The organism is Tepidisphaeraceae bacterium (genome assembly GCA_035998445.1).
Classification (GTDB): Bacteria; Planctomycetota; Phycisphaerae; order Tepidisphaerales; family Tepidisphaeraceae; genus DASYHQ01.
This window is the reverse complement of record DASYHQ010000018.1, coordinates 93754-118322: the sequence shown is the minus strand read 5'-3', so window position 1 is coordinate 118322 and position 24569 is coordinate 93754. Positions and strand designations below refer to the sequence as shown.

The 24569-nt window shown below is 63.1% G+C and carries 22 protein-coding genes, 1 tRNA gene and 1 pseudogene; 16 read left to right on the top strand and 8 right to left on the bottom strand.

The window, feature by feature from the left end; all coding sequences use genetic code 11:
* Positions 1-183: 183 nt before the first annotated feature.
* The 3 genes from VGN72_07070 to VGN72_07060 all read right to left on the bottom strand — a co-directional run bounded on the left by VGN72_07070 (position 184) and on the right by VGN72_07060 (position 1890).
* Entirely contained in the window at positions 184-498 is a 315-nt protein-coding gene (locus tag VGN72_07070; protein ID HEV7299109.1) for a hypothetical protein, read from the bottom strand.
* 70 nt (positions 499-568) lie between these two features.
* Positions 569-895: a hypothetical protein gene (locus tag VGN72_07065; GenBank protein ID HEV7299108.1), complete on the bottom strand. Its 327-nt coding sequence runs from the start codon at positions 893-895 to the stop codon at positions 569-571.
* A complete protein-coding gene (locus VGN72_07060; GenBank protein HEV7299107.1) occupies positions 889-1890 on the bottom strand; it encodes a J domain-containing protein in 1002 nt (333 codons plus the stop codon). Before VGN72_07060 ends, VGN72_07065 begins: the two co-directional genes overlap by 7 nt.
* Positions 1891-1980: 90 nt before the next feature.
* Here VGN72_07060 and VGN72_07055 point away from each other — a divergent pair, with 90 nt between their 5' ends.
* The 12 genes and pseudogenes from VGN72_07055 to VGN72_07000 all read left to right on the top strand — a co-directional run bounded on the left by VGN72_07055 (position 1981) and on the right by VGN72_07000 (position 12993).
* Entirely contained in the window at positions 1981-2430 is a 450-nt protein-coding gene (locus VGN72_07055) for a CoA-binding protein (GenBank protein HEV7299106.1), read from the top strand.
* Between the two features lie 510 nt (positions 2431-2940).
* Positions 2941-3447 carry an Rrf2 family transcriptional regulator gene (locus tag VGN72_07050; GenBank protein HEV7299105.1) on the top strand — a complete coding sequence of 169 codons (507 nt, stop codon included), beginning with the start codon at positions 2941-2943 and terminating at the stop codon, positions 3445-3447.
* Positions 3448-3457: 10 nt separating this feature from the next.
* Positions 3458-3790, top strand: a complete 333-nt coding sequence (locus VGN72_07045; GenBank protein ID HEV7299104.1) for an iron-sulfur cluster assembly accessory protein — start codon at positions 3458-3460, stop codon at positions 3788-3790.
* Positions 3791-3921: 131 nt separating this feature from the next.
* Positions 3922-5394, top strand: a complete 1473-nt coding sequence (gene sufB, locus VGN72_07040) for a Fe-S cluster assembly protein SufB (protein ID HEV7299103.1) — start codon at positions 3922-3924, stop codon at positions 5392-5394.
* A 122-nt stretch (positions 5395-5516) separates the two neighbouring features.
* On the top strand, positions 5517-6281 hold the full coding sequence (gene sufC / locus VGN72_07035; protein HEV7299102.1) for a Fe-S cluster assembly ATPase SufC: 765 nt from the start codon (positions 5517-5519) through the stop codon (positions 6279-6281).
* A 65-nt stretch (positions 6282-6346) separates the two neighbouring features.
* Positions 6347-7693 carry a Fe-S cluster assembly protein SufD gene (gene sufD / locus VGN72_07030; GenBank protein HEV7299101.1) on the top strand — a complete coding sequence of 449 codons (1347 nt, stop codon included), beginning with the start codon at positions 6347-6349 and terminating at the stop codon, positions 7691-7693.
* Positions 7694-8014: 321 nt separating this feature from the next.
* Complete coding sequence (locus VGN72_07025; GenBank protein ID HEV7299100.1) at positions 8015-9154, top strand: DUF2264 domain-containing protein; 1140 nt, start codon at positions 8015-8017, stop codon at positions 9152-9154.
* A gap of 167 nt (positions 9155-9321) precedes the next feature.
* Positions 9322-10536: pseudogene (locus VGN72_07020) on the top strand (cysteine desulfurase).
* A complete protein-coding gene (locus VGN72_07015) occupies positions 10519-11058 on the top strand; it encodes a SufE family protein (GenBank protein HEV7299099.1) in 540 nt (179 codons plus the stop codon). The pseudogene VGN72_07020 and the gene VGN72_07015 overlap by 18 nt, the downstream one beginning before the upstream one ends.
* A 5-nt stretch (positions 11059-11063) precedes the next feature.
* A complete protein-coding gene (locus tag VGN72_07010) occupies positions 11064-11534 on the top strand; it encodes an SUF system Fe-S cluster assembly protein (GenBank protein HEV7299098.1) in 471 nt (156 codons plus the stop codon).
* Between the two features lie 76 nt (positions 11535-11610).
* Positions 11611-12681 (top strand): DUF2156 domain-containing protein, encoded by a 1071-nt coding sequence (locus tag VGN72_07005; GenBank protein HEV7299097.1) that lies wholly within the window; start codon positions 11611-11613, stop codon positions 12679-12681.
* A gap of 138 nt (positions 12682-12819) precedes the next feature.
* Positions 12820-12993, top strand: coding sequence for a hypothetical protein (locus VGN72_07000; protein ID HEV7299096.1), 174 nt, complete (start codon positions 12820-12822; stop codon positions 12991-12993).
* Between the two features lie 453 nt (positions 12994-13446).
* On the opposite strand, the gene VGN72_06995 is transcribed toward VGN72_07000, so the two are convergent.
* The 4 genes from VGN72_06995 to VGN72_06980 all read right to left on the bottom strand — a co-directional run bounded on the left by VGN72_06995 (position 13447) and on the right by VGN72_06980 (position 16707).
* A tRNA-Arg gene (locus VGN72_06995) sits at positions 13447-13520 on the bottom strand.
* Between the two features lie 256 nt (positions 13521-13776).
* A complete protein-coding gene (gene rpsI / locus VGN72_06990) occupies positions 13777-14229 on the bottom strand; it encodes a 30S ribosomal protein S9 (GenBank protein HEV7299095.1) in 453 nt (150 codons plus the stop codon).
* A gap of 99 nt (positions 14230-14328) precedes the next feature.
* On the bottom strand, positions 14329-14760 hold the full coding sequence (gene rplM / locus VGN72_06985; protein HEV7299094.1) for a 50S ribosomal protein L13: 432 nt from the start codon (positions 14758-14760) through the stop codon (positions 14329-14331).
* Positions 14761-15102: 342 nt separating this feature from the next.
* Positions 15103-16707, bottom strand: coding sequence for a hypothetical protein (locus VGN72_06980; protein HEV7299093.1), 1605 nt, complete (start codon positions 16705-16707; stop codon positions 15103-15105).
* Positions 16708-16877: 170 nt separating this feature from the next.
* On the opposite strand from VGN72_06980, the gene VGN72_06975 reads away from it, so the two are divergent.
* From VGN72_06975 to VGN72_06965, 3 genes are all read left to right on the top strand, one after another.
* On the top strand, positions 16878-17939 hold the full coding sequence (locus VGN72_06975; GenBank protein HEV7299092.1) for an NAD(P)-binding domain-containing protein: 1062 nt from the start codon (positions 16878-16880) through the stop codon (positions 17937-17939).
* A gap of 130 nt (positions 17940-18069) precedes the next feature.
* Complete coding sequence (locus tag VGN72_06970; protein ID HEV7299091.1) at positions 18070-19290, top strand: glycosyltransferase; 1221 nt, start codon at positions 18070-18072, stop codon at positions 19288-19290.
* A 693-nt stretch (positions 19291-19983) separates the two neighbouring features.
* A complete protein-coding gene (locus VGN72_06965; protein ID HEV7299090.1) occupies positions 19984-21942 on the top strand; it encodes a hypothetical protein in 1959 nt (652 codons plus the stop codon).
* Between the two features lie 214 nt (positions 21943-22156).
* Here the strand turns inward: VGN72_06965 and alr are convergent, their stop codons facing one another.
* Positions 22157-23395: an alanine racemase gene (alr, locus tag VGN72_06960; protein ID HEV7299089.1), complete on the bottom strand. Its 1239-nt coding sequence runs from the start codon at positions 23393-23395 to the stop codon at positions 22157-22159.
* Between the two features lie 151 nt (positions 23396-23546).
* Here alr and VGN72_06955 point away from each other — a divergent pair, with 151 nt between their 5' ends.
* Entirely contained in the window at positions 23547-24470 is a 924-nt protein-coding gene (locus tag VGN72_06955) for a hypothetical protein (protein ID HEV7299088.1), read from the top strand.
* Positions 24471-24569: the final 99 nt, after the last annotated feature.

Below are 24569 nucleotides of genomic sequence, written 5' to 3'. Positions count from 1 at the left end.
GGAGATGGAGGGAGGCGGGAATAACCAATGACCAAGCCCGAATGACCAATCAAGTTCCAATGAACAATGCCCAATGACTAGATGCCCGCGATTGTTGGCCACTGACCCTGCCGTCCTTGGTCATTGGTGATTGGACATTCGTTGGTCATTCGGGCTTTGGCATTGGTCATTTTCCCCCTCTCCTCACTCCGCCCGTTTTCCCGCCTCCGCCCAGGCGTCAACGTATTTTGTGCGAGCGCGGGGCGTCCACGTGCGCGGCAGGAAGAAGCGGTGCACCTTGAAGGTCAGCACCAGCCCGCAGAGCAACATGACCAGAAGCAGCGTCAGCAGCAACGCCGCCTGGGCGCGCAACACCGATTGGGCGGGTTGGGTGGCGGCCTGTTTGGCTTCCATCGCGGGCAGCAGGTAATAGTGGGAGACGAACGCGATCAGCGCCGCGAAGAATGCCAGGAAGCAAATGGCCGGCCAAGGGGAAGCAGCGCGGTGATGGCGGGGCATCAGGGAAGTATACGCGATGTCCAGTGACGGACGCGTATGCCACAGGATTAGGGACGGCAGCGGCCTGTGGCTACGCCGGGGTGGGGCGGGTGGCGGGCATTTCCATCGGCGTTTCGCCGATCGCCAATTGAATCAGCCGAACCGACCAGATGATGCAGTTGGCCGCGCCCAGCCCGATCGCGATCCATGCGACGTTCCTGGCCAGTATCGTCTTCGGCACCGTCGCCTGAAGCACGCTCCGGCCCATCGCGATCGCGACGATGCCGCCGGCGATGGGCAGGCAGAACATCAGGCCGAACATCAGCGCGATTGTCGCCCGAAACTCGAAGTTCGGCGGGTCGACCACGAACGACTGCTGGTTGGCCCGCGGGTTGGATGGGTCGTATCGCTCTACCACTTCACGTCCGATCGCGCATCCAACGGCTGGGCCGCCTGCAGTTGCTTCACAAGCTCCGTCGCTTCAGGTGAGAGGTTCTTCGGGACGATGACCTTCGTCACCACGTACTGGTCACCCTTTTCCTCACCACGGAAGACGCCGCGCCCTTTGATGCGCAACCGCGACCCGCTGTTGGTGCCGGGCGGAATGGTGACGGTGACCATGCCGTCGAGCGTCGGCACTTCCACCTTGGTGCCGAGGAGGGCTTCGTACAGGCTCATGGGCACGTCGACCGAGATGTCGAGTCCGTCGCGGCGGTAATACGCGTGCGGGCGGACCGTGGTGATGATGTAGAGGTCGCCACCCCCAGCGTCGGACTGCTGGCCGCGCCCTTTGATGCGCACCCGGCTACCGTCCTTCACGCCAGGTGGGATCTTGATGTCGATCGTTTCCAGCCTGCCATCGCGATTGATCTGCAGCGGCAGCGTGACGCCGCGGGCAGCCTGTTCGAACGACAGCGTGACGGGATGCTCCACGTCCGCGCCGCGGGTGGGGGGCGTATACCGGCGGCCAGCGCCAGGACCCGCCCGGCCACCAGGCCGACCGGTGGCGTTACCACCGAACATTTGCTCGAACACACTGGAGAAGTCGGCCCCGGTCGCGCCACCGCCACCAAAGGGTCCGTAGTCGAACTCCTCACCCGGCGCCCCGCGGCGAGTGCGGCCGCGCGTCTGCTGAGCCCGGCGGAAGGCTTCGAACGGATCGACCCCCGCGGCGCCGGCGGCCCCGGCGTCCACACCGGCGTGGCCGAACTGGTCGTAGTTCTGGCGCTTGGGGACGTCCGACAGCACGTCGTAGGCCTCCTGCACTTCCTTGAACTGCTCGTTGGCGGTGGGATTGTCGCGGTTCACGTCGGGGTGATACTTGCGCACGAGCTTGCGGTGCGCCTTCTTGATCTCGTCGGCCGACGCGTTGCGGTTGATCCCCAGAACTTCGTAATAATCCCGTTTGGCCATAATCTTTCTGCGCCGCGCGATGAAACGGCGACGATTGTCGATCTTAGCATGACCTTTGCCGGATGGAACGGCATCAGGAGGAAAACCGCCATGTCCAACGAAGCCTGCACGCTACCGGGATCGCGCGACGAGTCGGAAGAAGCCCAGATCCGCCGAATGCTCGCCGCTGACCGCATCGCGATCGTCGGCCTGAGCGATAAACCGAACCGCCCGAGCCACATGATCGGTCAATATTTGAAACGAATGGGCAAGACGGTCATCCCCGTCAACCCGCAGTTCGAGACCGCGATCGGCCTGAAGTGCTACGCCACGCTGGCCGACGTGCCCGGCCCGATCGACCTCGTCAACGTCTTCCGCCGTAGCGAACTCTGTGCGGAAGTCGCCCGAGACGCGGTGGCGGTGGGGGCCAAGGGCGTGTGGTTGCAATCGGGCATCGTGAACGACGACGCCCGCGAAGCCGCGCAGCGGGCGGGCATCGACTACGTGGAAGACCGCTGCATCATGATCGAGCACCAGTATCGCCAGGACCGGTCGTATTAGTTTTTATCGGAACGGTTTGGGTGCCAAGGGCGCAGGCAAGGCACCCGTGGCACTCGGAAAGATGTCGTCCGACCCGTGCGAGATGAGATTCCGCAGGTGCGAAATCTCATTTTGCAGGCACAAAATCTGATTTTGAAGGCACGAAATGTGATTTTGGAGGCACCAAATGTGATTTTGAAGGCACAAAATGCGATTCTGCAGGCACAAAATCTGATTTCGCAGGCACGAAATCTCCTTTTGGAGGCACAAAATCTGATTTTGCACGTGCAAAATTCCATATTGCAGGTGCGAAATCGCATTTTGCACGTGCGAAACCGAGTTCCGCCTGTGGAAAGTCACGTTTTGCGCGGGCGAAGTCACGCTACCGGTCAGCACCTCCCGCTTTAAGGGCAGCAGTTCCGCGGGGGAATCGATGCTGTCTCCCCCCAGCCGTAGATCCGAACGCGGCAAATCCACCCAAAATGGGTGGTGCAGGCTTGAATCCGGACTTCTGCGGTCCTATATTCTGTCATGGCCACGCTGTCCTTCAGCCGAACGACCGATTACGCGTTGATCGCGATGGCGTTCCTGTCGGAGCGGGCGGGGGTTTGGTCGGCCCGGGAGGTGTCGGTGGAGACCGGCTTGCCCGCGTCGCTGCTGGCGAAGATTTTGAAGTCGCTGCAGCAGCAGGGGTGGCTGACGAGCACGCGAGGGGTGAACGGTGGATATCAATTATCCGCCGATTTACAGAAAATCTCGCTGCTGCAACTGGTGACCGTGCTAGAGTCGGTTGAACCGTGCACTTGTCCAGAAGTGGGTGAGTACCCGTCGGCCCCGCCCCTGGTTGCACTGAAGAGCAGGCTGCACCAGTTCCTGACCGACGTGAAGCTGTCGGACCTGGTACTGGCGGGCCGGCGGATCGACGTGCCGTTCGAGGCCGTCGGCATCGGATCCAAGACTAACAAGACCCCCGCGCCGGTGGCGACGGGCGTGACCGCGACGACGGCGTCGGCATCAACGACGACGGCGAGCAACTAAGGAGTTCCCCATGATTCTGCTTTCTGAATCGGCTGCCAAGGAAATCAAGAAGATCATCGCCGAACAGGGCCTGCCCGACGGCGCGACCAAGCTGCGCGTCGGTGTGAAGGGTGGCGGATGCTCGGGCTTCAGCTACATGCTGGACCTGACGGAAGAGCCCAAGACCGACGTCGACGAAGAGCTGGAAAGCAACGGCGTGAAGATCCTGGTCGACATGAAGAGCTACCTGTACCTGTCCGGCGTCGAGATCGACTTCAAGGACGAGGTGATGGGCCGCGGTTTCGTCTTCAAGAACCCCAACGCCACCAGCAGCTGCGGCTGCGGTAGCAGCTTCTCGGCCTAAGTCGGGATCGGCGGAGAACGTGACGGCGCGATGACGCGAAGAAAGCCGCGAAGAAAATCGTGGTTGGTCTTCTTCGCGTGTCCTTCGTTGCTTCGCGTCTTCGCGTTCGCATTTTTTCCGTTTGGACTGTTATGCCCACCGAAACAACCGAAATCCAAGAGCTGGCCGACCGCGAGTACAAGTGGGGCTTCGTCAGCGACATTGAAGCGGACTCAGCGCCTCCGGGGCTGAACGAAGACACCATTCGTTTCATCAGCGCCAAGAAGGACGAGCCGCAGTGGCTGCTCGACTGGCGGCTGAAGGCGTACCGTCATTGGCTGACGATGGAGGAGCCCAAATGGCCGTTCCTGCCGTACGGGTACGGGCCGGTCGACTACCAGGGCACGGTGTACTACTCGGCCCCGAAGAAGAAGCTGAAGAGCCTTGACGAGGTCGACCCCGACATCCTTGCGACGTACGACAAGCTTGGCATTCCGCTTAACGAGCGCAAGGCCCTTCTCGGCATTGAAGAGGGCGGCGACACGCCGATGGCGGTCGATGCGGTCTTCGACAGCGTGTCGGTCGTCACTACGTTCAAGAAGGAACTGGCCGCGAAGGGCATCATCTTCTGCGGCTTCAGCGAGGCCGTGAAGGAACATCCCGAGCTGGTGCGCAAGTACCTCGGCACCGTCGTGCCCTACAGCGACAACTACTTCGCCACGCTGAACTGCGCGGTCTTCACCGACGGCTCGTTCGTCTACATCCCCAAGGGCGTCAAGTGCCCGATGGAACTGTCGACGTACTTCCGCATCAACGCCAAGAACACCGGCCAGTTCGAGCGCACGCTGATCATTGCCGAGGAAGGCGCGAGCGTCAGCTACCTGGAAGGCTGCACCGCGCCGCAGCGCGATGAAAACCAGTTGCACGCGGCCGTGGTGGAACTGGTGGCGATGGATAACGCGACCATCAAGTACAGCACCGTTCAGAACTGGTACCCCGGCGACAAGAAGACCGGCAAGGGTGGCATCTACAACTTCGTCACCAAGCGCGCCAAGTGCCAGGGTGTGAACAGCAAGGTGTCCTGGACGCAGGTGGAAACGGGCTCGGCCATCACGTGGAAGTACCCCTCGTGCATCCTGCAGGGCGACAACAGCGTCGGCGAGTTCTACAGCGTCGCGCTCACCAACGGCCGCCAGCAGGCGGACACCGGCACGAAGATGATCCACATCGGGAAGAACACCCGCAGCACGATTGTCAGCAAGGGCATCAGCGCCGGCGAAGGCCACAACACCTACCGCGGCCTGGTGAAGATCCTGAAAGGCGCCGAAAACGCTCGCAACTACACGCAGTGCGACAGCATGCTGATCGGCGATCAGTGCGGCGCGCATACCACGCCGTACATCGAGGTGCGCAACACCACCGCCCGAGTGGAGCACGAAGCGTCGACGTCCAAGATCGGCGAGGACCAGCTCTTCTACTGCAAGACCCGCGGCATCGCCGTGGAGGACGCCGTCAACATGATCGTCAACGGCTTCTGCAAGGAAGTCTTCCGCGAGCTGCCCATGGAGTTCGCGGTGGAAGCACAGAAGCTGTTGGGCGTGAGCTTGGAAGGATCGGTCGGCTAGTCAGACTAACTTAAACGCAGAGGCGCAGAGGAGTCGCAGAGCAATTCGGAGAAGAACGTTGTTCTTTGCTTTGCACTTTTCTTCCTCCGCGTCTCTGCGGTAAAGAATTGAACGGACGAACTATGGCATTGCTTGAAATCAAGAACCTCGAAGCCGGCATCAAAGATCGGCAGATCCTCAAGGGCGTGAACCTCACGATCAACGCCGGCGAGGTCCACGCGATCATGGGCAAGAACGGCAGCGGCAAGAGCACGCTCGCCAACGTCATCGCGGGGCGCGAGACGTACGAAGTGCTTAGCGGCAGCATCACCTATGACGGTAAGGACCTGCTCGACCTGTCGGCCGAGGAGCGCGCCCGTGAAGGCGTCTTCCTCGCCTTCCAATACCCGGTTGAAATCCCCGGTGTCAGCACGAGCTACTTCCTGAAGGCGGCCGTCAACGCGGTGCGCAAGCACAAGGGTGAGCCCGAGCTGGACGCCATGCAGTTCCTGAAGCTCGTGCGCGAGAAGATGGCCCTGCTGAAGATGGACCAGAGCTTCATGAACCGTGCCGTCAACGAAGGCTTCAGCGGTGGTGAGAAGAAGCGCAACGAGATCTTCCAGATGGCCGTCTGCGACCCCAAGTTGGCGCTGATGGATGAAACCGACAGCGGCCTCGACATCGACGCGCTCAAGACCGTCTCCTTTGGCGCCAACAGCCTGCGCAGCCCCGATCGGGCCATCCTGCTCGTCACGCACTACCAGCGCATGCTGAACTACATCAAGCCCGACTTCGTCCACGTGATGATCGACGGCCGAATCGTGAAGACGGGTGGCCCGGAACTGGCGCTTGAGCTCGAAGAGAAGGGCTACGATTGGGTTGAGAAGGAAGTCGCCGCCACGGTGTAGCCTCGATGACCACGGCACGCAGATTGACGGCTTCGATTCGTACATGAACTTTCGCAGGTAGACGCATGACTCAGTTAGCCGAACCCGTTCGAACCCAGTTCACCGCATTGGCCGCCGACGCCGAGGCGCCTGCGTGGCTCGCGTCGCTGCGCAAGGCCGCGATGGATCGTTTCGAGACGGTCGGCTTTCCAAACAAGAAGCAGGAAGACTGGCGCTTCACGGATATCTCCCCCATCGCCAAGACCAAATTCACGCCCGGCGACCTGGCAAGTGGCGACCCGTCGGAGGCTCGCCAGTACAGCTTTGGCGACGAGGCCGTTACCGAACTGGTCTTCGTCAACGGTCACTATTCCAATCAACTGTCCAAGCTCGGCAAGCTGCCCAAGGGCGTGAAGGTCGGCAGCTTAAAGCAGGCGTTCGAGCTGGACCCGATCTTGGTCGAAAGCGCCCTTGGCGCTCATGCGGACAGCCAGACGAACCCGTTCGTCGCGCTGAACACGGGCCTGGTTCAGGACGGCGCGTTCCTCTTCCTGCCGCGCGGCGCGACGGTCGAGGGCGTCATTCACTTCCTGTTCCTGTCGACCACCGCCGGTGACGCCACGGCGTCGCACCCACGCACGCTGGTGATCGCCGAGGACAACGCCGAAGCGCAGGTCGTTGAGAGCTACGTCGGTCCCAGTGGCACGTACTTCACGAACGCGGTCAGCGAGTTCGTGCTGGGCAACGATTGCCGTATCGACCACAACAAGCTGAACCAGGAATCGCCCGATGCATATCACATCGCCACCATGCAGGTGTCGCTGGGCCGGGCGACGACGTTCGTCAGCCACAGCACGACGCTGGGCGCGAAGATGACGCGCAACGATTTCAACTGCACGATGGCCGGCGAGGGCGCGTACGCCGTGCTGAACGGCCTCGTCGTCATCGGTGGCACGCAGCACTGCGACAACCACACGCTGCTCGATCACGCGGTGCCGAACTGCCCGAGCCACGAGATGTACAAGCACGTGCTGGACGGCAAAGCCACCGGCGTCTTCAAGGGCAAGATCCTGGTTCGCCAGCCCGCCCAGAAGACCGACAGCAAGCAGTCGAGCAAGGCGCTGCTGCTGAGCGACGACGCGACGATGAACAGCCAGCCCGCGCTGGAGATTTACGCCGACGACGTGAAGTGCACGCACGGCAGCACGATCGGCCCGGTCGATGAGGACATGATCTTCTACGCCCGCAGCCGCGGCATTAGCGACGAGGCCGCGCGGCACCTGCTGACCTACGCCTTCGCCGCCGACGTCACCCGCCGGATCAAGGTCGCCCCGGTCCGCCGGCGCATCGAAAGCGCGCTGGCCGCCCAGCACGGCCTGCCGCAGGACATCGCGATCACCAACCTCGGTGACTTCGACGAAGCGGCGCGGTAGTGACGATCAAGAGTCCAAGTCAAGGCGCGTTTGTTATCGCCCCTCTCCCGGTACTCCGGGGGAGGTTGGAGGGGGCCCCTGGAACTGCAAGCGGCCAACAGGTGCCAAGTGATCGCAGGCCGCTTGTCTTAATCGTCCCCGTGCCCGTTCGAGGGCGCCTCCCTCTTCAGGGACGATGGACGTAATCGGAAGAACCCCCTCCTAGCCTCCCCCGGCGTACCGGGAGAGGGACATGAACGCCATGCACTGGGATCCTGTTCTCACTTTGCGCTCCTGTTGGCCGATCTGTGCAATCTCACCCATTCGATGTAAAACGGTGGCGTGAACTCCACCGACCGCACGCACTGGCTGACCCTGCTTCAACGCGTTTCTGACCCCGTGCTGAAGGCGACGGCCGACCGTCGTCTGCGCGCGGCTATGCCCGTTCAAGGGTCAGCGGAACGCGCGACGTTTGCGCCATTGGAGGCGATAGGGCGGTTGCTGGCGGGGTTGGCGCCGTGGGTCGAGTTGGAAGAAGCTGCCGATGCGGAAGGGCAGACGCGGTCGACGTACGCGGGGCTGGCGCGGGAGGCGATCGATGCGATCACCGATCCCGCGTCGGCCGACTACGCGACGTTCGACAGCGGTGGCCAGCCGTTGGTCGATGCTGCGTTTCTCGCCCATGCCGTGTTGCGCGCACCGCGGGCTTTATGGCAGCAGTTGGATGGTCGTGTACAGCGGAATCTCGTCGCGGCGCTGCTGCGCACGCGCCATATCACGCCGGGCCCGAACAACTGGCTGCTGTTCTCGGCCACAATCGAGGCGACGCTGGGGCAGATGGGTGAGCGCGCCGACCACATGCGCATCGACTACGCCCTCCGCCAGCACGAGCAGTGGTACAAGGGGGACGGCGCGTATGGCGACGGGGCGGCGTTCCACTGGGACTACTACAACAGCTTCGTCATCCACCCGATGCTGCTCGACATCACCCGTTCGATGGCGGCCACGACTGACCGCTGGCAGCAGTTTGCCGAGCGCATCCAGAAGCGGGCCATCCGCTACGCCGCGGTGCAGGAACGGATGATCGGACCGGACGGATCGTTCCCGCCGATCGGGCGGTCGCTCGTCTATCGCTGTGGGGCGTTTCAACTGCTGGCGCAGGTTGCGTTGTCGCACGACCTGCCGGCCGAGTTGCCACCGCCGCAGGTGCGGTGCGCCCTTGGGGCCGTCATCGACCGCACGCTGACTGCCCCGGGCACGTTCGATGCCAACGGCTGGCTCCAGCGCGGCCTCTGCGGCGCCCAGCCGTCGCTCGGCGAGAGCTACATTGGCACCGGCAGCCTCTACCTGTGCTCGACCGCGTTCCTGCCGCTAGGCCTCCCTGGGACCGATGGGTTCTGGGCCTGCCCCGCAACCGACTGGACCGCCCGCAAGGTGTGGTGCGGCCAAGACCTGCCGGCCGACCACGCGCTGCACGAGTGAACTGCGGCGTGGACTTCGCGGCTGTCCCGGTTGGCTCATAAACGGCCGTACGTCCTAGGTTCACCGATCCGGCGGTGCTACAATACGTCGTTCGATGGCCTGCGTGCCGAAAGCGACGGTGTCGACCGATGACCAAACCCGAAAGCCCCAACCTCGCGCCCGCCAGCGTGCCCGTGTTCGATCCGGAGTTCGTGCGGGCGGACTTTCCGATCCTGTTCCTGCCGCACAGCTCGGGCAAGCCGCTCGTCTACCTCGACAACGGCGCCACCACGCAAAAGCCGCAGGTCGTCATCGACGCGATCAGCGGGTTCTACGAGCACACCAACGCCAACATCCACCGCGGCGTTTACGACCTGAGCCTGCGCGCCACCGAGGCCTACGAGGCCACCCGCGAGAAGGCCCGGCGGTTCATCAACGCCCGCGAGGCCGCCGAGATCATCTACACGCGCGGCACCACCGAGGGCGTGAACTTGGTGGCGGCATCGTACGGGCGCTCGTTCCTCAAAGGCGGTGACGAGGTCGTCGTCAGCGCGATGGAGCACCACTCAAACATCGTGCCGTGGCAGATGCTCTGCGAGCAGGTGGGCGCCAAGCTGCGCGTCATCCCGATGACCGACGCCGGTGAACTGCTGCTGGACGAGTACGAGGAGATCCTGGCCGGCGGGCGGGTGAAGATCGTATCGATCGTGCACCTGTCCAACTCGCTCGGCACGATCAACGATGTAAAGACGATGACCACGCTCGCCCACGACGCCGGCGCTGTCGTCTTCTGCGACGGCGCGCAATGGGTCGCCCACGGGCCGACCGACGTGCAGGACCTCGGCGTCGACTTCTACGCGTTCAGCGGTCACAAGCTGTTCGGCCCCACCGGCATCGGTGTGCTCTACGGCCGGCGCGAGGTGCTGGATAAGATGCCGCCGTACCAGGGCGGCGGCGACATGATCGAGTCGGTGTCGTTCGAGAAGACGACCTACGCGCAGATCCCCAGTAAGTTCGAGGCCGGCACGCCCGACATCGCTGGCGTGGTGGGCCTGGGCGCGGCCATCGATTACGTGACGCGCGTCGGCTTCGACGGCGTCGTCGCTCACGAAACCTCGCTGCTGAAGTACGCGACGGCCGCGATTCTGGAGGTGCCGGGGCTGCGCATCATCGGCACCGCCAAGAAGAAGGGAAGCGTGATCTCGTTCGTCCTGGAGGACCCGAAGATCAGCACCTACGAGATCGGCCACGCATTGAACCGCGAAGGCGTCGCCATCCGCACCGGTCACCATTGTTGCCAGCCGGTGATGGACCGGTTCGAGATCGGTTCGACCGCCCGCGCCTCGCTGGCGATGTACAACACGATCGCGGACATCGACACGCTGGTGACGGGCCTGAAGAAGATCGTCGCCGCTGCGAAGGCGGTGAAGGCGACGGATGGTGAGCGCATCGCCGGCACGCCCACCGATGCCAAGTGGCCCGAGCCCGCAGCCGCAACGCCCAAGCAGGCGGCAGACGCGCTCGTGGAAGACTTCGAATTCCTCGGCGACTGGACGCAGCGCGACACGTACGTCATCGAACTGGGCGACAAGATCCCCCCGATGCCGGCCGTGTTTCAGACGGAAGCCAATCGCGTGCATGGCTGCATGAGCCTGGTTCACTTGGTCGCCCGCCGGCGGCCCGACACGAAGGATTCGCTCGACTTCCTGGCCGCCAGCGATGCGCCGCTGGTGCGCGGGCTGGTCGCGCTGCTGCAACGCGTGTACGCCGGCCAGAGCGCAAAGGACATCATCGCGTTCGACGTCGAAGCGTTCCTGCGCAGCCTCGGCCTCGACCAGCACCTGAGCCTCGGTCGCCGGAATGGGCTGGAAGGCATGGTCCGGCGAATTCGATCCGAGGCGATCAAACTGATGCAACCCGAGTGATAACCATGGCCGACTACCGCACGCACGAACCCGTTCCGCTCACCGTCCTGCCCAACAGCGGCAAGGTCGACCAGATGAAGCGAGAGATGATGCAGGAACAACAAGCCTCGCCGTCGTCGCAGATGCCCACCTCCGGTCCCGGCCACGCGTCGAACGCGGTCACGGTCGATCAGAAACTGCTGGAAGGCAAGATCGTGGCCGCCATCAGCACGGTGTATGACCCGGAAATCCCGGTCAACATTTACGAACTGGGGCTGATCTACAAGATCGACATCAAGCCAGAGAATTCCGTCGTGGTCGAGATGACGCTGACCGCGCCGGGATGCCCGGTCGCCGGCACGCTGCCCAACGAGGTGGCGAACAAGATCAAGGCCGTCGATGGCGTCACCGATGCCGAGGTTGTGCTGGTCTGGGAGCCGACGTGGGACAAGAGCCGCATGAGCGAGGCCGCGCTGCTGGATCTGGGGATGCTTTAGTCTGACCCGGCGTTGACGTCGGACGGTAGGGCGATTTGGTGGGGTGAGCAGCGAAACGAAGCGACACGCGGGTGCAATGTCATTTTCTGATCCGAGCGTGCGCGACCTCGTGATGCGGTATGGGTGGAATTCGACCGCGTATCAAATCTTGAATCCCGGTTTTTCATACTGGCTGTCGCCAACGCGGACAGCTGTGGTGGGGTACGTGCGGAAGGGCAGATGGTGGGTAGCGGCCGGCGCGCCGGTCTGTGATGCAAGCGAACTTGCCGCCGCGACGACCGAGTTCGCAGCCGCGGCCAGCGCGGTGGGGTGCCGAGTGTGTTACGTGTGCGCTGCGGAGCGATTGCGCAACGTGCTCGCGCACGATTCGGGACATTCCATTATCACCATCGGGGCCGAACCAGTGTGGGACCCGCGCGCGTGGCCCGCAGTGGTGAAGGGCCGCCGATCGTTGCGCGCGCAGTTGCACCGGGCGCGCAATAAGGGCGTTACGATCGAACGCTGCGACCCTTGCGATGCCGCCGGTCGGCAGGACCTGCGCAACGTGCTGCGCGAGTGGCTCGATCGCCACGGCCTGCCGCCGATGCACTTCCTGGTCGAACCGAACGTGCTGGACGGTGAGATGCGCGACCGCGTGCTTTCGGTCGCTAAGCGCGAGGGGAAAGCGGTCGCGTTCCTCGTCGCATCGCCGGTCGTCACACGGCAAGGTTATCTGATCGAAGAAATCGCCCGCGGCGCCAATGCCCCCAACGGCACCGCCGAACTATTGATCGACGCCGCGATGACGGAGCTGGCCCGAGGCGGCGCGACGTACGCAACGCTGGGCCTCGTCGCGCTCTCCTACCATGCACGCCAGCAAATGGCGGCCAACCCGCGCTGGTTTCGCCTTCTGACCGCTTGGGCTCACGCGCACGGCCGGCGGTTCTATCACTTCGATGGACTGGAAGCCTTCCGTGCGAAGATGCACCCCGACGCGTGGGAATCGATCTACGTGATCACCAACACGCCGGCATTTCCACTGGCCGCCCTGCACGCGGTTGCCCGCGCGTTCTGCGACGGCTCACCCGAATTGGCACTGGTGGCTGCAATCGGCAAGGCGGCAAGGCAGGAAGCGGCCTGGCTGCTCCGCCCGCGGCGTCGCGCGTAGCGCGACGCGGACGGAGTAAACAGTCGAGGCAGTAAAAGTGCTTTGCGTTTGACTTCAGGCCCATCAACAGCCGATATTATGCAAGCAGCGTTCGCGGCCTTGCCGCGAGTGACGGTTGGAAAGTTCAGAAGGGTCTTGATGCTCCGGATCACCAGTGACATTGATGAGCCGTACACGGCTACCGCCGACGATGAACTGGTGACACCCGCCCGCCGTCCCATCGACGCCTACCCCCCCGACTCTGACGACGAACCCCAGATCGAACATCTGATCGACGTCGCCCGCGGCGCTGCTTTGCGCACGGACAAATAGCAAAGCCGAATCAATTCAGGAAAGCCGAGAGCGGAACCGGTGCGAACCTAAGTAGAGCGTCGTACTCTTGATTGCCGATCAAGTATGTGAATGCGTCGCGAAGTTTGACGACGTCTGTAGGCCGTAACCACCGCGGCATGTCTTGCCGCGCCGCCGGGATCGTTGGGATGTGCTCGTAGAACGCGACCGTTGCAGCGGTGCATGGATCGTGCTCCGCTGCGGCGTTGCGCCGTGCTCGCATACACCACTCGGCATATGCGTATACCGCGTCGACCAACGCGTCGTCGGGTGTCGTACCTGCATAAGCGGTCTGGAACCGGCAGTTCAACTCGACCCACAAAGCCATCACGCTGCGGGCGGACTGAATAGTGTCTCGCATTTCGGGGAAGCGTCGGAGCGCTTCTGCACGCCATCTAGCCATAGGGTCAAGAAGTGAAGGACGGGAAAGGTCAGTGCCCCCGACAGGGATCGAACCTGTAACCTATGCTTTAGGAAAGCATCGCTCTATCCAATTGAGCTACGAGGGCATCGTTTTCGCCCGCCAGTCTACGCCGGACCTGCGCTCGCCGCTAGCGGTGGGCGGCTAAACGCCGATGGGAGCGGTCGCTCGTGCTTGGGGTAGTTCCTCAAGATCGAGTCATTCTCACCCAGCCTCTCCCGAGGAACCAAAGAGAGGAGGAGGATGGGTAACAGTCCCGCAGCTACGTAAACGACGGAACCCAAGGGTAAATACCCTCGGGTTCCGAACGTCGATTGCGTTGTCTCGCAGAAACAGCCAGCGAATTATCGCTTGCTGAACTGGAACTTCCGGCGGGCGCCGCGCTGGCCGTACTTCTTGCGTTCCTTCATACGGCTGTCGCGGGTCAGGAAGCCGCCCTGGCGAAGGGGCACTTCCAGAGTGCTGTCGTACTTGGCCAGGGCACGGCCCAGACCCATGACGATCGCGCCGGCCTGACCGGTCGCGCCACCACCGTTGCAGCGGGCGAAGACGTCGATCTTGCCACCGGTGTTGGTGACCTCCAGCGGGCCGAAGATGCTCTTGCGGTCGCGCTCGCCGGTCAGGAAGTCGTTCAGCTCACGGCCGTTGATCTCGACCTTGCCGGTGCCCGGCGCAATGCGCACGCGGGCAACGGCGGTCTTGCGCCGGCCGACACCCCACGTGTAGGTGGGCTTGCCAGCAGGGGCTTCGGTGGTCGCGGTGGGAGTGGTCGTCGGGGTTTCGGTGGTTTCAGCCATGATGGTTTCAGTGCGGATTTCGGATTGCCGATTGCGGACTAAAGAAAACTACAACGGTCGTTCTTCAATCCGCCATCGCGATCACCACTCCGCAATTCCTTACGAGAGTTTCAGTTCCTTCGGTTGCTGAGCGGCGTGCGGGTGGTCGGTGCCCTTGTAGATCTTCAGGTGACCCAGCACGTTGCGGTTCAGCTTGTTCTTGGGCAGCATGCGCTTCACGGCCAGCTGCACGACGCGCTCGGGGTGCTGCTCGTTCATGCGCTTGTACGAGTACAGGTGACGGCCGCCCGGGTAACGCGAGTAGGTGTCGTACTCGATCACGTCGGCCTTGCGACCGGTGACCTTGACCTTGTCGGCGTTCAGGACGATCACGAAGTCGCCGGTGTCCACGTGGGGCGTGTAGGTCGGCTTGTGCTTGCCCTGCAGGATGACGGCGATCTTGGAAGCAAGCCGGCCCAGGACCTGACCGGTGGCGTCAACCACGTGCCAGTTGGGAGCGACTTCGCCCGGCTTGGGGAAATACGTGCTCATGAATCCTCTTCTTCTCTATCTGTCAAAAACCGCCGTCCGCGAGGCTGATACTGCACCACTGGAAGGCAATGCTTCCCGTGCTGCGACCATCGCCTCGCCGCGGAAGAATCGAAAAGTGTAACGCGAACGTCGTCGGTGTCAAGATTGTGGGACTATACTGGCCGGTAAAATCGGGGACTAATTCTGTGTAACTGGCGTGTTTTCGTGATGCTCCATCTGCTCCGATCTTCCGGTAAGCCTTAAGTGGCTGGATGAGGGCGATCAAAACTGCTGTGGGTCCGCAGTTCGCAATCACCCTCACCCAGCCTCTCCCGGAGTACCGGGAGAGGGGCAAGGCCGGCCTTAGGTCGTCGGAGGCGTGTTCGGTGGCGTCTGCGACGGGGGTGGTTCCACGGGGTCAGCGGACCCGGCCGTGGACGGGGGGGACGCATCCGGGTTCGAGTAGATCCGCACGTTTGACAGCTTCGCCGACTCACTGGCCGGCGCGCCACCTACGGGTGCCTCCGCGGCTGCGGGAGCGGTGGAACTGTCCAACGGGGCGTCGCTGAAGTCCTCGTCGGCTTGTTCGACGTAAACGTCGTCCATGTCCGTCGCATCCACCTCTCGGCGGAGCAGATAATAGATAATCGTGTTGGCCGAGAAGTAGAAGCTGATCAGGTACGCGCCCAGCAGGGAGATTGTCAGGTACACCCAGAATGCGATCAGGCTGGCGGCGATGTCCTCGCTCCACTTCAGGCCGGCGAAGGGGATGTCATAGGTTAGCGAGTCGTAGCGGGGCGTCGGCCACATGGAATTGCCAGCAGCGTTGACGGCCTCGCCTGAACGCGTGACTGCAGGCACGCCATCCCAGTAGCCGTTGGGCTGGTGCGTCCGGCCAAGGAACCAACCGACCGACCCGTGGGCAAGCATCAGCATGACAACGATGAACAGCCGGGCGAACAGGTACGTCAACGCCCCGTAGGCGAGCGCGATGGCCGAGTAGAGCAACGTGCGCCACGGCCGGGCAAATACGTAGCTAAAGCTACGGCTGATGGCATCAAAGCTATCCGATCCTTCCACCGCGACGGTGGGGTACATCAGGTTAATCCCACCGACGGTGCCGAACAGCACCAGCGTCATCACGAACGCCGCCAGCAGCACCAGCACGAACAGTGCGCCAACGACGATCGGGCCGACGTACGGCACGTACAGCAACAGGCCACCCAGACCCAGCAACGCCCCCAGACCCAGCAAGATGATCAGCGGAATAAGAGGGGCGAACGCGAAGCTGAGCACCTTGCTGGTGCTGAATCGTAAGGCCTGGCGAACGCTGATCTTCTCGTCACGTGCCACGTGAATGGCCGCGATGCGTGCAATCGCGCCACCGAAGACGCTCCAGAGCAACAGGAACAGCAGCGAGAAAAGAATGGCGAAGACCGGGTGCGCGGTGAAGAACCAGTACGGCCCCGTGAAGATGAAGTTCCAAACCGAACTCACCACCGAGGCGCCGTCGCGGCCCAGCCAGTTGCCGTCCAGCACGGAATAGGCCACGTTGTTGACCTGCGCGGTCTGATATTCGGACAGCGTGATAAAGATGCCGCGCGGCCGATCGACGAGCGTCGCGACCACGGGCTGGCCAGCCCAATTCTGCAATTCACGTATGTTTCGCTCGATCTCGGCGGCCATCTGGGTATCGGCGAAGTCGCGGGGCAGATCGCCCGGCATCATGCCGCCAGCGCCGCTGCCGGTCGCCAGGCCGTACCGCGCTTGCTCGACGCTCGTCACCAGATGCGTTTCCGGCCAGATGGCGTCCATCAGCCGGCCACCGCAGTACAGCAGCAGCAGCATGATCAGGCCGAGCAGCAGCTTGGACGGATGGATCGCGATCCGGAAGGTCCTGAATAGGTTGGTGAAGGGGAAGGCTTCGCGCCAGTTGATCCCGCGTAGCTGCTGCGATTCGTCCGCCATCTGTGCTCCTCTATTCCCTGCGTCGCGTTCGTGTTTGGGTGATGCTGTACCCCGCGCACATCGCGCTGGGCACGGCCATCTTGCGCCGCTGGCAGTATAAGGAATCGCGCGCGCCCGGCAAACGGATGAGGACGCAGCGACACCATCGCTGGCCCGGCTACAATGCGTCTATGAGCGCAGGACCTACCGAGATCGCCATCGTGGGCGCCGGCCCAATCGGGCTGGAACTGGCCGTCGCGCTGAAGCGAGAGGGCATCAACTATATCCAGTTCGACGCAAAGCAAATCGGCTACACGATGTCGTGGTGGGCGCCCCAAACGCGGTTCTTCAGCAGCAACGAGCGCATCGCGATCGCCGGCGTGCCACTGGAGACGCCCGACCAGACCAAGGCGACCCGCGAGCAGTACCTGTCGTATCTGCGAAGCATCGTGATGCAGTTCGATTTGAAGGTGAACACGTACGAACCAGTGGTAGGCATCAAGCGCGATGCGGGCGGCGACGGGTTCGTCCTCACCACGCGACCGCGCGGTGGCGACCGCAGTTGGCGGGTGAGGAAGGTCGTATTGGTGACCGGTGGCACCGATCGGCCGCGCAAGTTGAACGTGCCCGGCGACGATCGGCCGCACGTTTCGTACTACTTTCGCGACCCGCACGATTATTTCGGCAAGCAGGTCTTAATCATCGGCGGGAAGAATTCGGCCGTCGAAGCGGCGCTGCGCTGTCACCACGCCGGCGCGAAGGTGTCGATCTCCTACCGTCGGGCGGAACTGCCGACGAAAAACATCAAGTACTGGCTGACCCCGGAGATCACCGGTTTTATCAACAGCGGCCGGGTGAAGTTTCACGGTTCTACCGTCCCAACACGCATCGGCCCCAGCACGGTCAGCCTCGCCCGCTGTACAAGCGATTTTGAACCGTGCGGAACCGACACGACCGAGGTGGAGGCCGACTTCGTGCTGGCGTTGATCGGCTACGAGCAGGACTCGACGCTGTTCGAGCTGGCGGGGCTGCAACTGTCGGACGAGTGCCGCGCGCCGTCGTTCGCCCCGCAGACGATGGAGACGAGCGTCCCCGGCATATACGTCGCCGGCACCGCCGTTGCGGGCACGCAGGACAAATACAGCGTATTCCTGGAAAACTGCCACGTGCATGTGGACCGGATCGTGGCGCATCTGACCGGCCGGCAGGTGGAGGCGCAGCCGGTGATGGAGTATTCACGGCCGGAGAGTTGAATTCGCCGGCGGTTGCGCGATGAGTCGCTTACGGAAAGTTTGTCGAGTTTCTCCTCTCCTTCAACGTCACGTCCCCGCCACCTTAACATTCCTTCCAAAACCCATATGATGGTGCTGAAGGCGGAACTGAGTGACTTTAGAATTCCTGTTTCTGGCATCGTACTGGTTGATGGGCCCCCTCACGTGGATGGCCTACGGCTACCTCATGTTCAATGGCCGTCGCAAGATGCTGTTGATGAAGCGGCCACCGCTGCCGCACTTCACCAACGAGTTTCCGCCCGTCACGATTCTCATTCCCGCCAAAGATGAAGGCGAGCGCATTCGTGGTTGCCTGCAGTCGGCGCTGGCGCAGGACTACCCGAACTTCCGCGTGATCGCGATCAACGATCGCAGCGCCGACGCCACCGGCGCCATCATGGACGAGATGGCCGCCGCCGACGGACGGCTGTCGGTCCTGCACGTGCAGGAGAACACGCTGCAACCCGGTTGGACGGGCAAGAACAACGCCCTGTTCCAAGGTCAGAAGTTGGCCGAGGGGAAGTGGTTGTTGTTCGTCGATTCCGACGTGGTGCTGGAACCGGATGCGCTGTCAGGGGCGATGTCGGTCGTCATCAACAAGAGGTTCGACCTGCTGAGTCTGCTGCCGCGTTTGGAGAGCCACAGCACGTGGGAAAGCCTGCTTGTGCCGTTGGCGGCGTCGGCGGCGAGCACGATGTACCTCGTGCCGTTGTGCAACGCGAACTACATGCGCAACACCGCATTTGCGAACGGGCAGTTCCTGCTCATCAGCCGGGATGCCTACGAGAAGATGGGCACGCATGAGGTGGTGAAGGACCGATACTGCGAAGACGTCGCGATCGCGATGTTGCTGAAGCGCATGGGCATGCGGCCGCGCGTGTCGTGGGGGCGCGAGTGGGCGAGCGTGCGGATGTACTCGTCGCTCGAGAACATCTTCAAGGGATGGAGCCGCATCTACTACTCGGCTAAGGTCGGCAGCCCTTGGGCGATGATCGCGGCGGTCAAGTTCATCCTGTTCTGCTGCTTCTCGTTCTTCCCCGCGTTCCTCTGGGGCCTTTGGATGCTGACGCAGCCGGCGAACCTGCTGAAGTGGTACTGGCTGGGCGGCGCGGTGCTGCACTTCGGGTTGATGGTCTACTTCATCGGCATCCTGTACGCCTGGTGCGGCAACCCGCGGCGCAACGGCTGGGCATGGCCGGTCTCGCTGGCGATGTTGCTGGCGATCCTGTTCCGTGCACTGAAGATGTGCATCACGAAGAAGGTCGAGTGGCGCGGCACCACGTACGGCCACACGATGGCCGCCAACCTTAAAGGTGGCGGGCAGGCCGGCTAAGACGGGGCCGCGTCCGCTCCGACCGTAGCATGGGCGTCCCGCCCATGGCGCCGCGGTACGCCGCGGTGTCGGACCGTACCCGGCCCGAGCTAAAGAGCGCAAGCGATCTGCTCTTCGACTCCAGGCGCTCCTTCGCTGGCGCGATCGCTGATTCGGACGGTGTACCGTCCGATGCGTCGGGGTACCGACGCCATGTGCGGGACATCCATGCTACGGTGAAGGCCGGCCCCGACCGGATTTTTTGAACCCCTCTGAGGTACTCCGAAGAATCTCCCCCGTCTTCCCTGCCTGACGAGCAAGAGCGCGCGAAGGCGCGATGGAAGGCCAGGTTGTTGCGCCGGATCGAGTCCGATCGCGCAGCGCCGACGTAGAGATGGATAGCGTGCTCTTTGATAACTGAATAGCCGACCTTCGTGCCATGGGGATGCGCGCCGCGACCGCTCAATGTTGCACAATGGAGCATAATGGTGCATGGATTCGCGATTTGTCTTGCCCAGACCGCCGCCCCGGGTGTGGGCCGAATGCCTCATGCATTGTCCAGAGCCATTCCCTTGCGCCGCGATGCACGGCAGGAACTATCGCGCGATTCCAGCGTCTATTTTCTCGCGACGTTGTCGCGGTTGGGGTACAACCGTCATTGGCTCGTCGGACGTGCCGTCGCGCGTGTTGGCCGGTGTAACAGGAGGGCGATTCATGCGGTTCTCGCATCTGCTCGGTGTCGTGGTGATCGGTGTCGGCACGATGGCGGTCGTGGTGGAGGCGCAGGTCGCACAACAGGGGATCCGCCGTCGCATCGGAAACGCAGTCGCGGCGCGCGGCACCGTCAACCTCCCGCACCTCCTGCCGGACAAGACCGGCAACCAATGGCAGATCTACCAGAACGGATGGTTTCGCCAGCAGGGCAACGTCCCCGTTTACTCGCAAGGCGGGCAGTTGATCGTCAACGGGAACAACCCGAACATGACGAACAACATCGCCAAGGTGGACGCCGAGACCGGTGAGATCGTCCTTGAGAACATGCAGGCGAACGCCATCAGCGTCACCCGGCGAATTAAGGTGAACGAGGAGGATGGCTCGCTGCGCATCATCGACATCTTCACGGGCCAGGGTGGGGCGCAAGAGCAGGTGAACGTGAGCCTGCAGACGTCGGTCAACTTCGGCGTGCAGTCGGCGCAGACCGTGAACGATCCGAAGGACAAAGGCAAGGTGATCGGTTGGGCCGCGATGACGCACGGCAACCGCGCCGCGATGGAGTGGTTCGGTGGCGCGGCCGGCGCCGAGGTCGAGCCGACCGTGAACTGGCAGCAGGGGAACAACACGGTCAGCGCGGCGTACGCGCTCACGATCCCCGCGGGCAAGCCGGTCGCGATCGTCCACGTGCACCAGACCGCCGTCAGCCAGCAGGCCGCCGTGGGATTGATCGAGGAGATCGACGCGCGTGCATTGCTGTCCGACGTGCCGAAGGAGATCCGCCGCGCGATTGTTAACGTGCGCACCGTTGCACCGTTGCTGGCCGATCTGGAACTGCTGCGCGGCGAGGCGCTCGATGTCGTCGAACTGCGCAACGGTGACCGCGTCACCGGCACGCTGGTCGATAAGTCGTTCAGCCTGAAGGCACCGTTCGGTCAGATCGACGTGCCGATCGACACCGTGCTGGGCGCGTTCAACATCGGCCAGTACCGCCCACGACAGCTGGTCGTCACCACCGATGGCCAGGTGTTGGGTGGGGCGCTGGCGAAGGAGACGATCGAGCTTTCGCTGCCCGGCGGGCAGATGACGGCGATCCCGCTGCGCCAGGTGTCGCGCATCGGCATGCGCAAGCGCACCAACGAGGCGGAAGAAGTGCAGCTCACGCAACCGCACGCCGTGCTGCGCGAGGGCGACCGCGTCGCGATCGCCGCACCGACATCGCCGCTCTCGTTCGCTACGCGCTACGGCACCGTCGAGGTGCCCGCCGCCGCGGTTGCGGCCGTAATGTTTCAGGATGAGGAATCACCGGTGCACGTCGTACGGCTGACCGATGGCACGTCGCTGTCGGGCCTCGTGACCACGCCAGAACTCGACGTCACGCTCGCCAACGGGTCTGCCGTGAAGTTGCCGGTCGCGAACATGCTGGCACTGAACATCGTGCCCGGCGAACTGCCCGAAGTCATCAAGGATGAGACGCCGGTCCTGCGCACGCTCGGTAACGATGCGCTCGTGGGCACACTCAGTGGTCAACTCGAACTGGTGACAGCGTTCGACGTGCTGAAGCTGGATGCCTCGACCGTCCGCGGGCTGTCCCGCGGCAAGGGCTTTTCGTCCGACGTGCAGCTGACGACATGGGACGGTGCTACGCTCAGCGGCCAACTCGCGAACGACCGGCTGACGCTGCAATTGACCAGCGGCATCGCGTTGGAAGTGCCGGTCAGCCTGCTCGCGAGCTACGAACAACCCCGCCCGCAAGCGTCGGCGACCGTGGTCGACCAGATCAAGACGATCGTCGCCGATCTGAACGCGGAAGATTGGAAGCAACGCGACTTGGCCGAGGCCCAGCTCGTCGCGATGGGTCCGAGCATTGCTGCCGCGCTGCGGCAACTCCGCACCAGCCAGCCGGCAGAGGTTCAACAGCGCATCGATTCGATCGTGAAGCAGGTGGAAGAGAAGAAGTGATCGCGGGTGGGATGGTGACTGACACTCCGTGCCACCGGCGGTTTGCCCGCTGGTGATCCCGATTGAGAAGTACCGCTAGGCCCTCGGGAAAAGGCTAGTTCAATTCGTCATCCTGAGGTACTCCGAAGGATCTCTTTGTGACGTAGTACGGGGGGAGATCCTTCGGAGTACCTCAGGATGACTAGACTTCGAGGGCAACTGCTGCGATCTGCGTCTAAGCCAGGTACGACCGCTCACTGCTACGCAATCGCGGCTGAGGAAATTCCTCGTCGACCGGCTCCACCGCCAACCGGCGGACGCGGGGGCCGATACGGCAGAGAATCTCGTAAGGAATGGTTCCCGCACGTTCCGCCACCGCGTAGATGCTGGCGGGGGAAAGTGGGTCGCTGTCGAGCAGCGTGACGTCGTCGCCGACCGTAGGGGTAGGCAGGTCGGTCAGGTCGACCGTCAGCATGTCCATGCTGACGCGCCCGATGACCGGGGCGGGGCGGCCATTGATTAGCGTAATGCCCTTACCCGACAAGCCGCGCGGATAGCCGTCGGCATAGCCGACCGGCACCAGGCCCACGCGCGAGTCGCGCGACGCGACCCACGTGCCGTTGTAGCCCACCGAGGTGCCGGCCCGAACGTCGCGTACGTCGACCAGCGGCGCCAGCCATTTCATCACAGGCTTCAACGGGCGATCGACCGCGGGCGAGCAGGTGGGATCGATGCCGTAAAGTGCGATGCCGGGGCGCACCATGTCAAACCCGGCGGCCGAGCCGGCGAAGAAGATGCCGCCGGAGTTGCTCAGGTGCCGCACGATGCGGTTGCCCAGTCGGCCGGCGTGGGAATCGGTGGCGGCGGTGAAGAGCGCCGTCTGATGGGCCGTCTGCGCGTGGTTGCCGACCTCGGCGTTGGCGAAGTGGCTGAACATGCCGATGAGTCGCAGCGACGGTAGCGATTCGATCTTGCGGACGAGCGCGTCGAGCTGCTCGGGCGCCACACCGCCGCGCGTCATGCCGGTATCGATCAGGATGTGCACGTTCGCCCGCCGACCGGCAATCACGGCGATGCGGGCGATGTCGTCGGCGGCGGTGGCGGAACAGAGCGTGAGCGCCCAGCCGTTGCGCACCGCATGTTCCAGCCGCGTGCGCTCGCGGCCGACGAAGGCGTTCTCGACCGGACGCAGCACCAGGATATTCAGGCTTTGCTCGGGAAGGGCGGCCGCCTCGTCAATCGTGGCGACGGCGAGTTCCTCGACGATCGGGCGGGTGTCGCGCGTGTCGTCCTCGGCGAAGTTCAGCAGGGCGTCGGTGACGGCCGCGGCGCCCAAGCCGTAGGCGTCGGCCTTCACGATTGCGCAGACGCGGGTGCCGAAGCGCAACTGCTTTCGCAGCACGCGCACGTTGTGCCGCAGGGCGGCTCGCGAGATTAGAAGTCGGGGTTCGCCCGGGGCGTGTCTCGCATCCATGCGATTGTGCCATTCCTTTGGTTGTGTCCGCGACATCATACAGACGAATCCCAACCGCGAAAGGTTCGCGAACCTTTCTTTACGTCGGTCGGTTCGCCACCCTAGATTCAGTTATTTGCGTTCGGTTGACGCCGCCGTTTCAATCGACGGCATGAACGGAGACGCCCAGCCGCCGCAACCCGCGCAACCGGTCGATGAACCCATCCCGTTCGCGCAACCGATCGCTTACGCCACCCCCGCGACCAACCGCCGGCCCGGCTTGGTAACGGCGATTGGCGTCATCAGCCTAGTGCTGGGTTGCACGGGCATTTTGTACAACGGCGCGTCGGTGTTGCAGAGCGTCGGTATGCTCTACCTCACATCCACGTTCAATGCCGCGACCCCACCGCCGCCACCACTAATCGCGGCTACGCAACCGGTGGGCACGCTACCGCCGATCAACCCCACGACCTTCGTGACGGCACTAGATCGGCAGTCTGGCAACACGCTGACGCCGGAGGTGAAGCAGGCGCTGACGTTGATGCTTTCGGGCCCCGGCCAGACCCACGCGCCGCCCGGCACCTTGCCTGGGCAGGTAACGATCGACAACACCACCGCCGGCTGGACCACGTTCAGCTTCCCTGGCGGTGATCAAATCAGCATCGGCAACGATGGGAAGAGCACGTCCGTATTCAACACGTCAACCTTGCCCACCCCGATCAACCCGTTTCGCGAGGTGAGCTTGGCGGCGCTGATGGTGGGCATTGCAGTGTCAGTGATTGGACTGGGCTTGTCGGTTCTGCTGCTGGTGGCGGGCGTGCTGACGATCCGTAACAGCTTCCGAGCCTATCGGCTGCACTGGATCTTCGTCTGGTCGAAGATCGCCCAGTGCGTGGCGTCCGTCGCGTCGTCATATTGGATCTACAAAACTATGTTCGCGGACATGGGTGACAGCGCTGAACGAATTTCGATGTTCCTGGCGACCATGCTCGCGGTCACGCTGCTCATGTCGATCGCGTATCCGGTTGGACTGCTGTTCGCGCTGCGGGCGAAATCGGTACGCGAGTTCTACGAGGTAGGATCGCCGGTGAGCTGATTGGTCTACAAAGAGAACCAACCACGAAGGCGAGAAGACACGAAGGATACGAAGTAGTGGCAGACTCTCTTCGTGTCTTCGCGCCTTCGTGGTTGATTT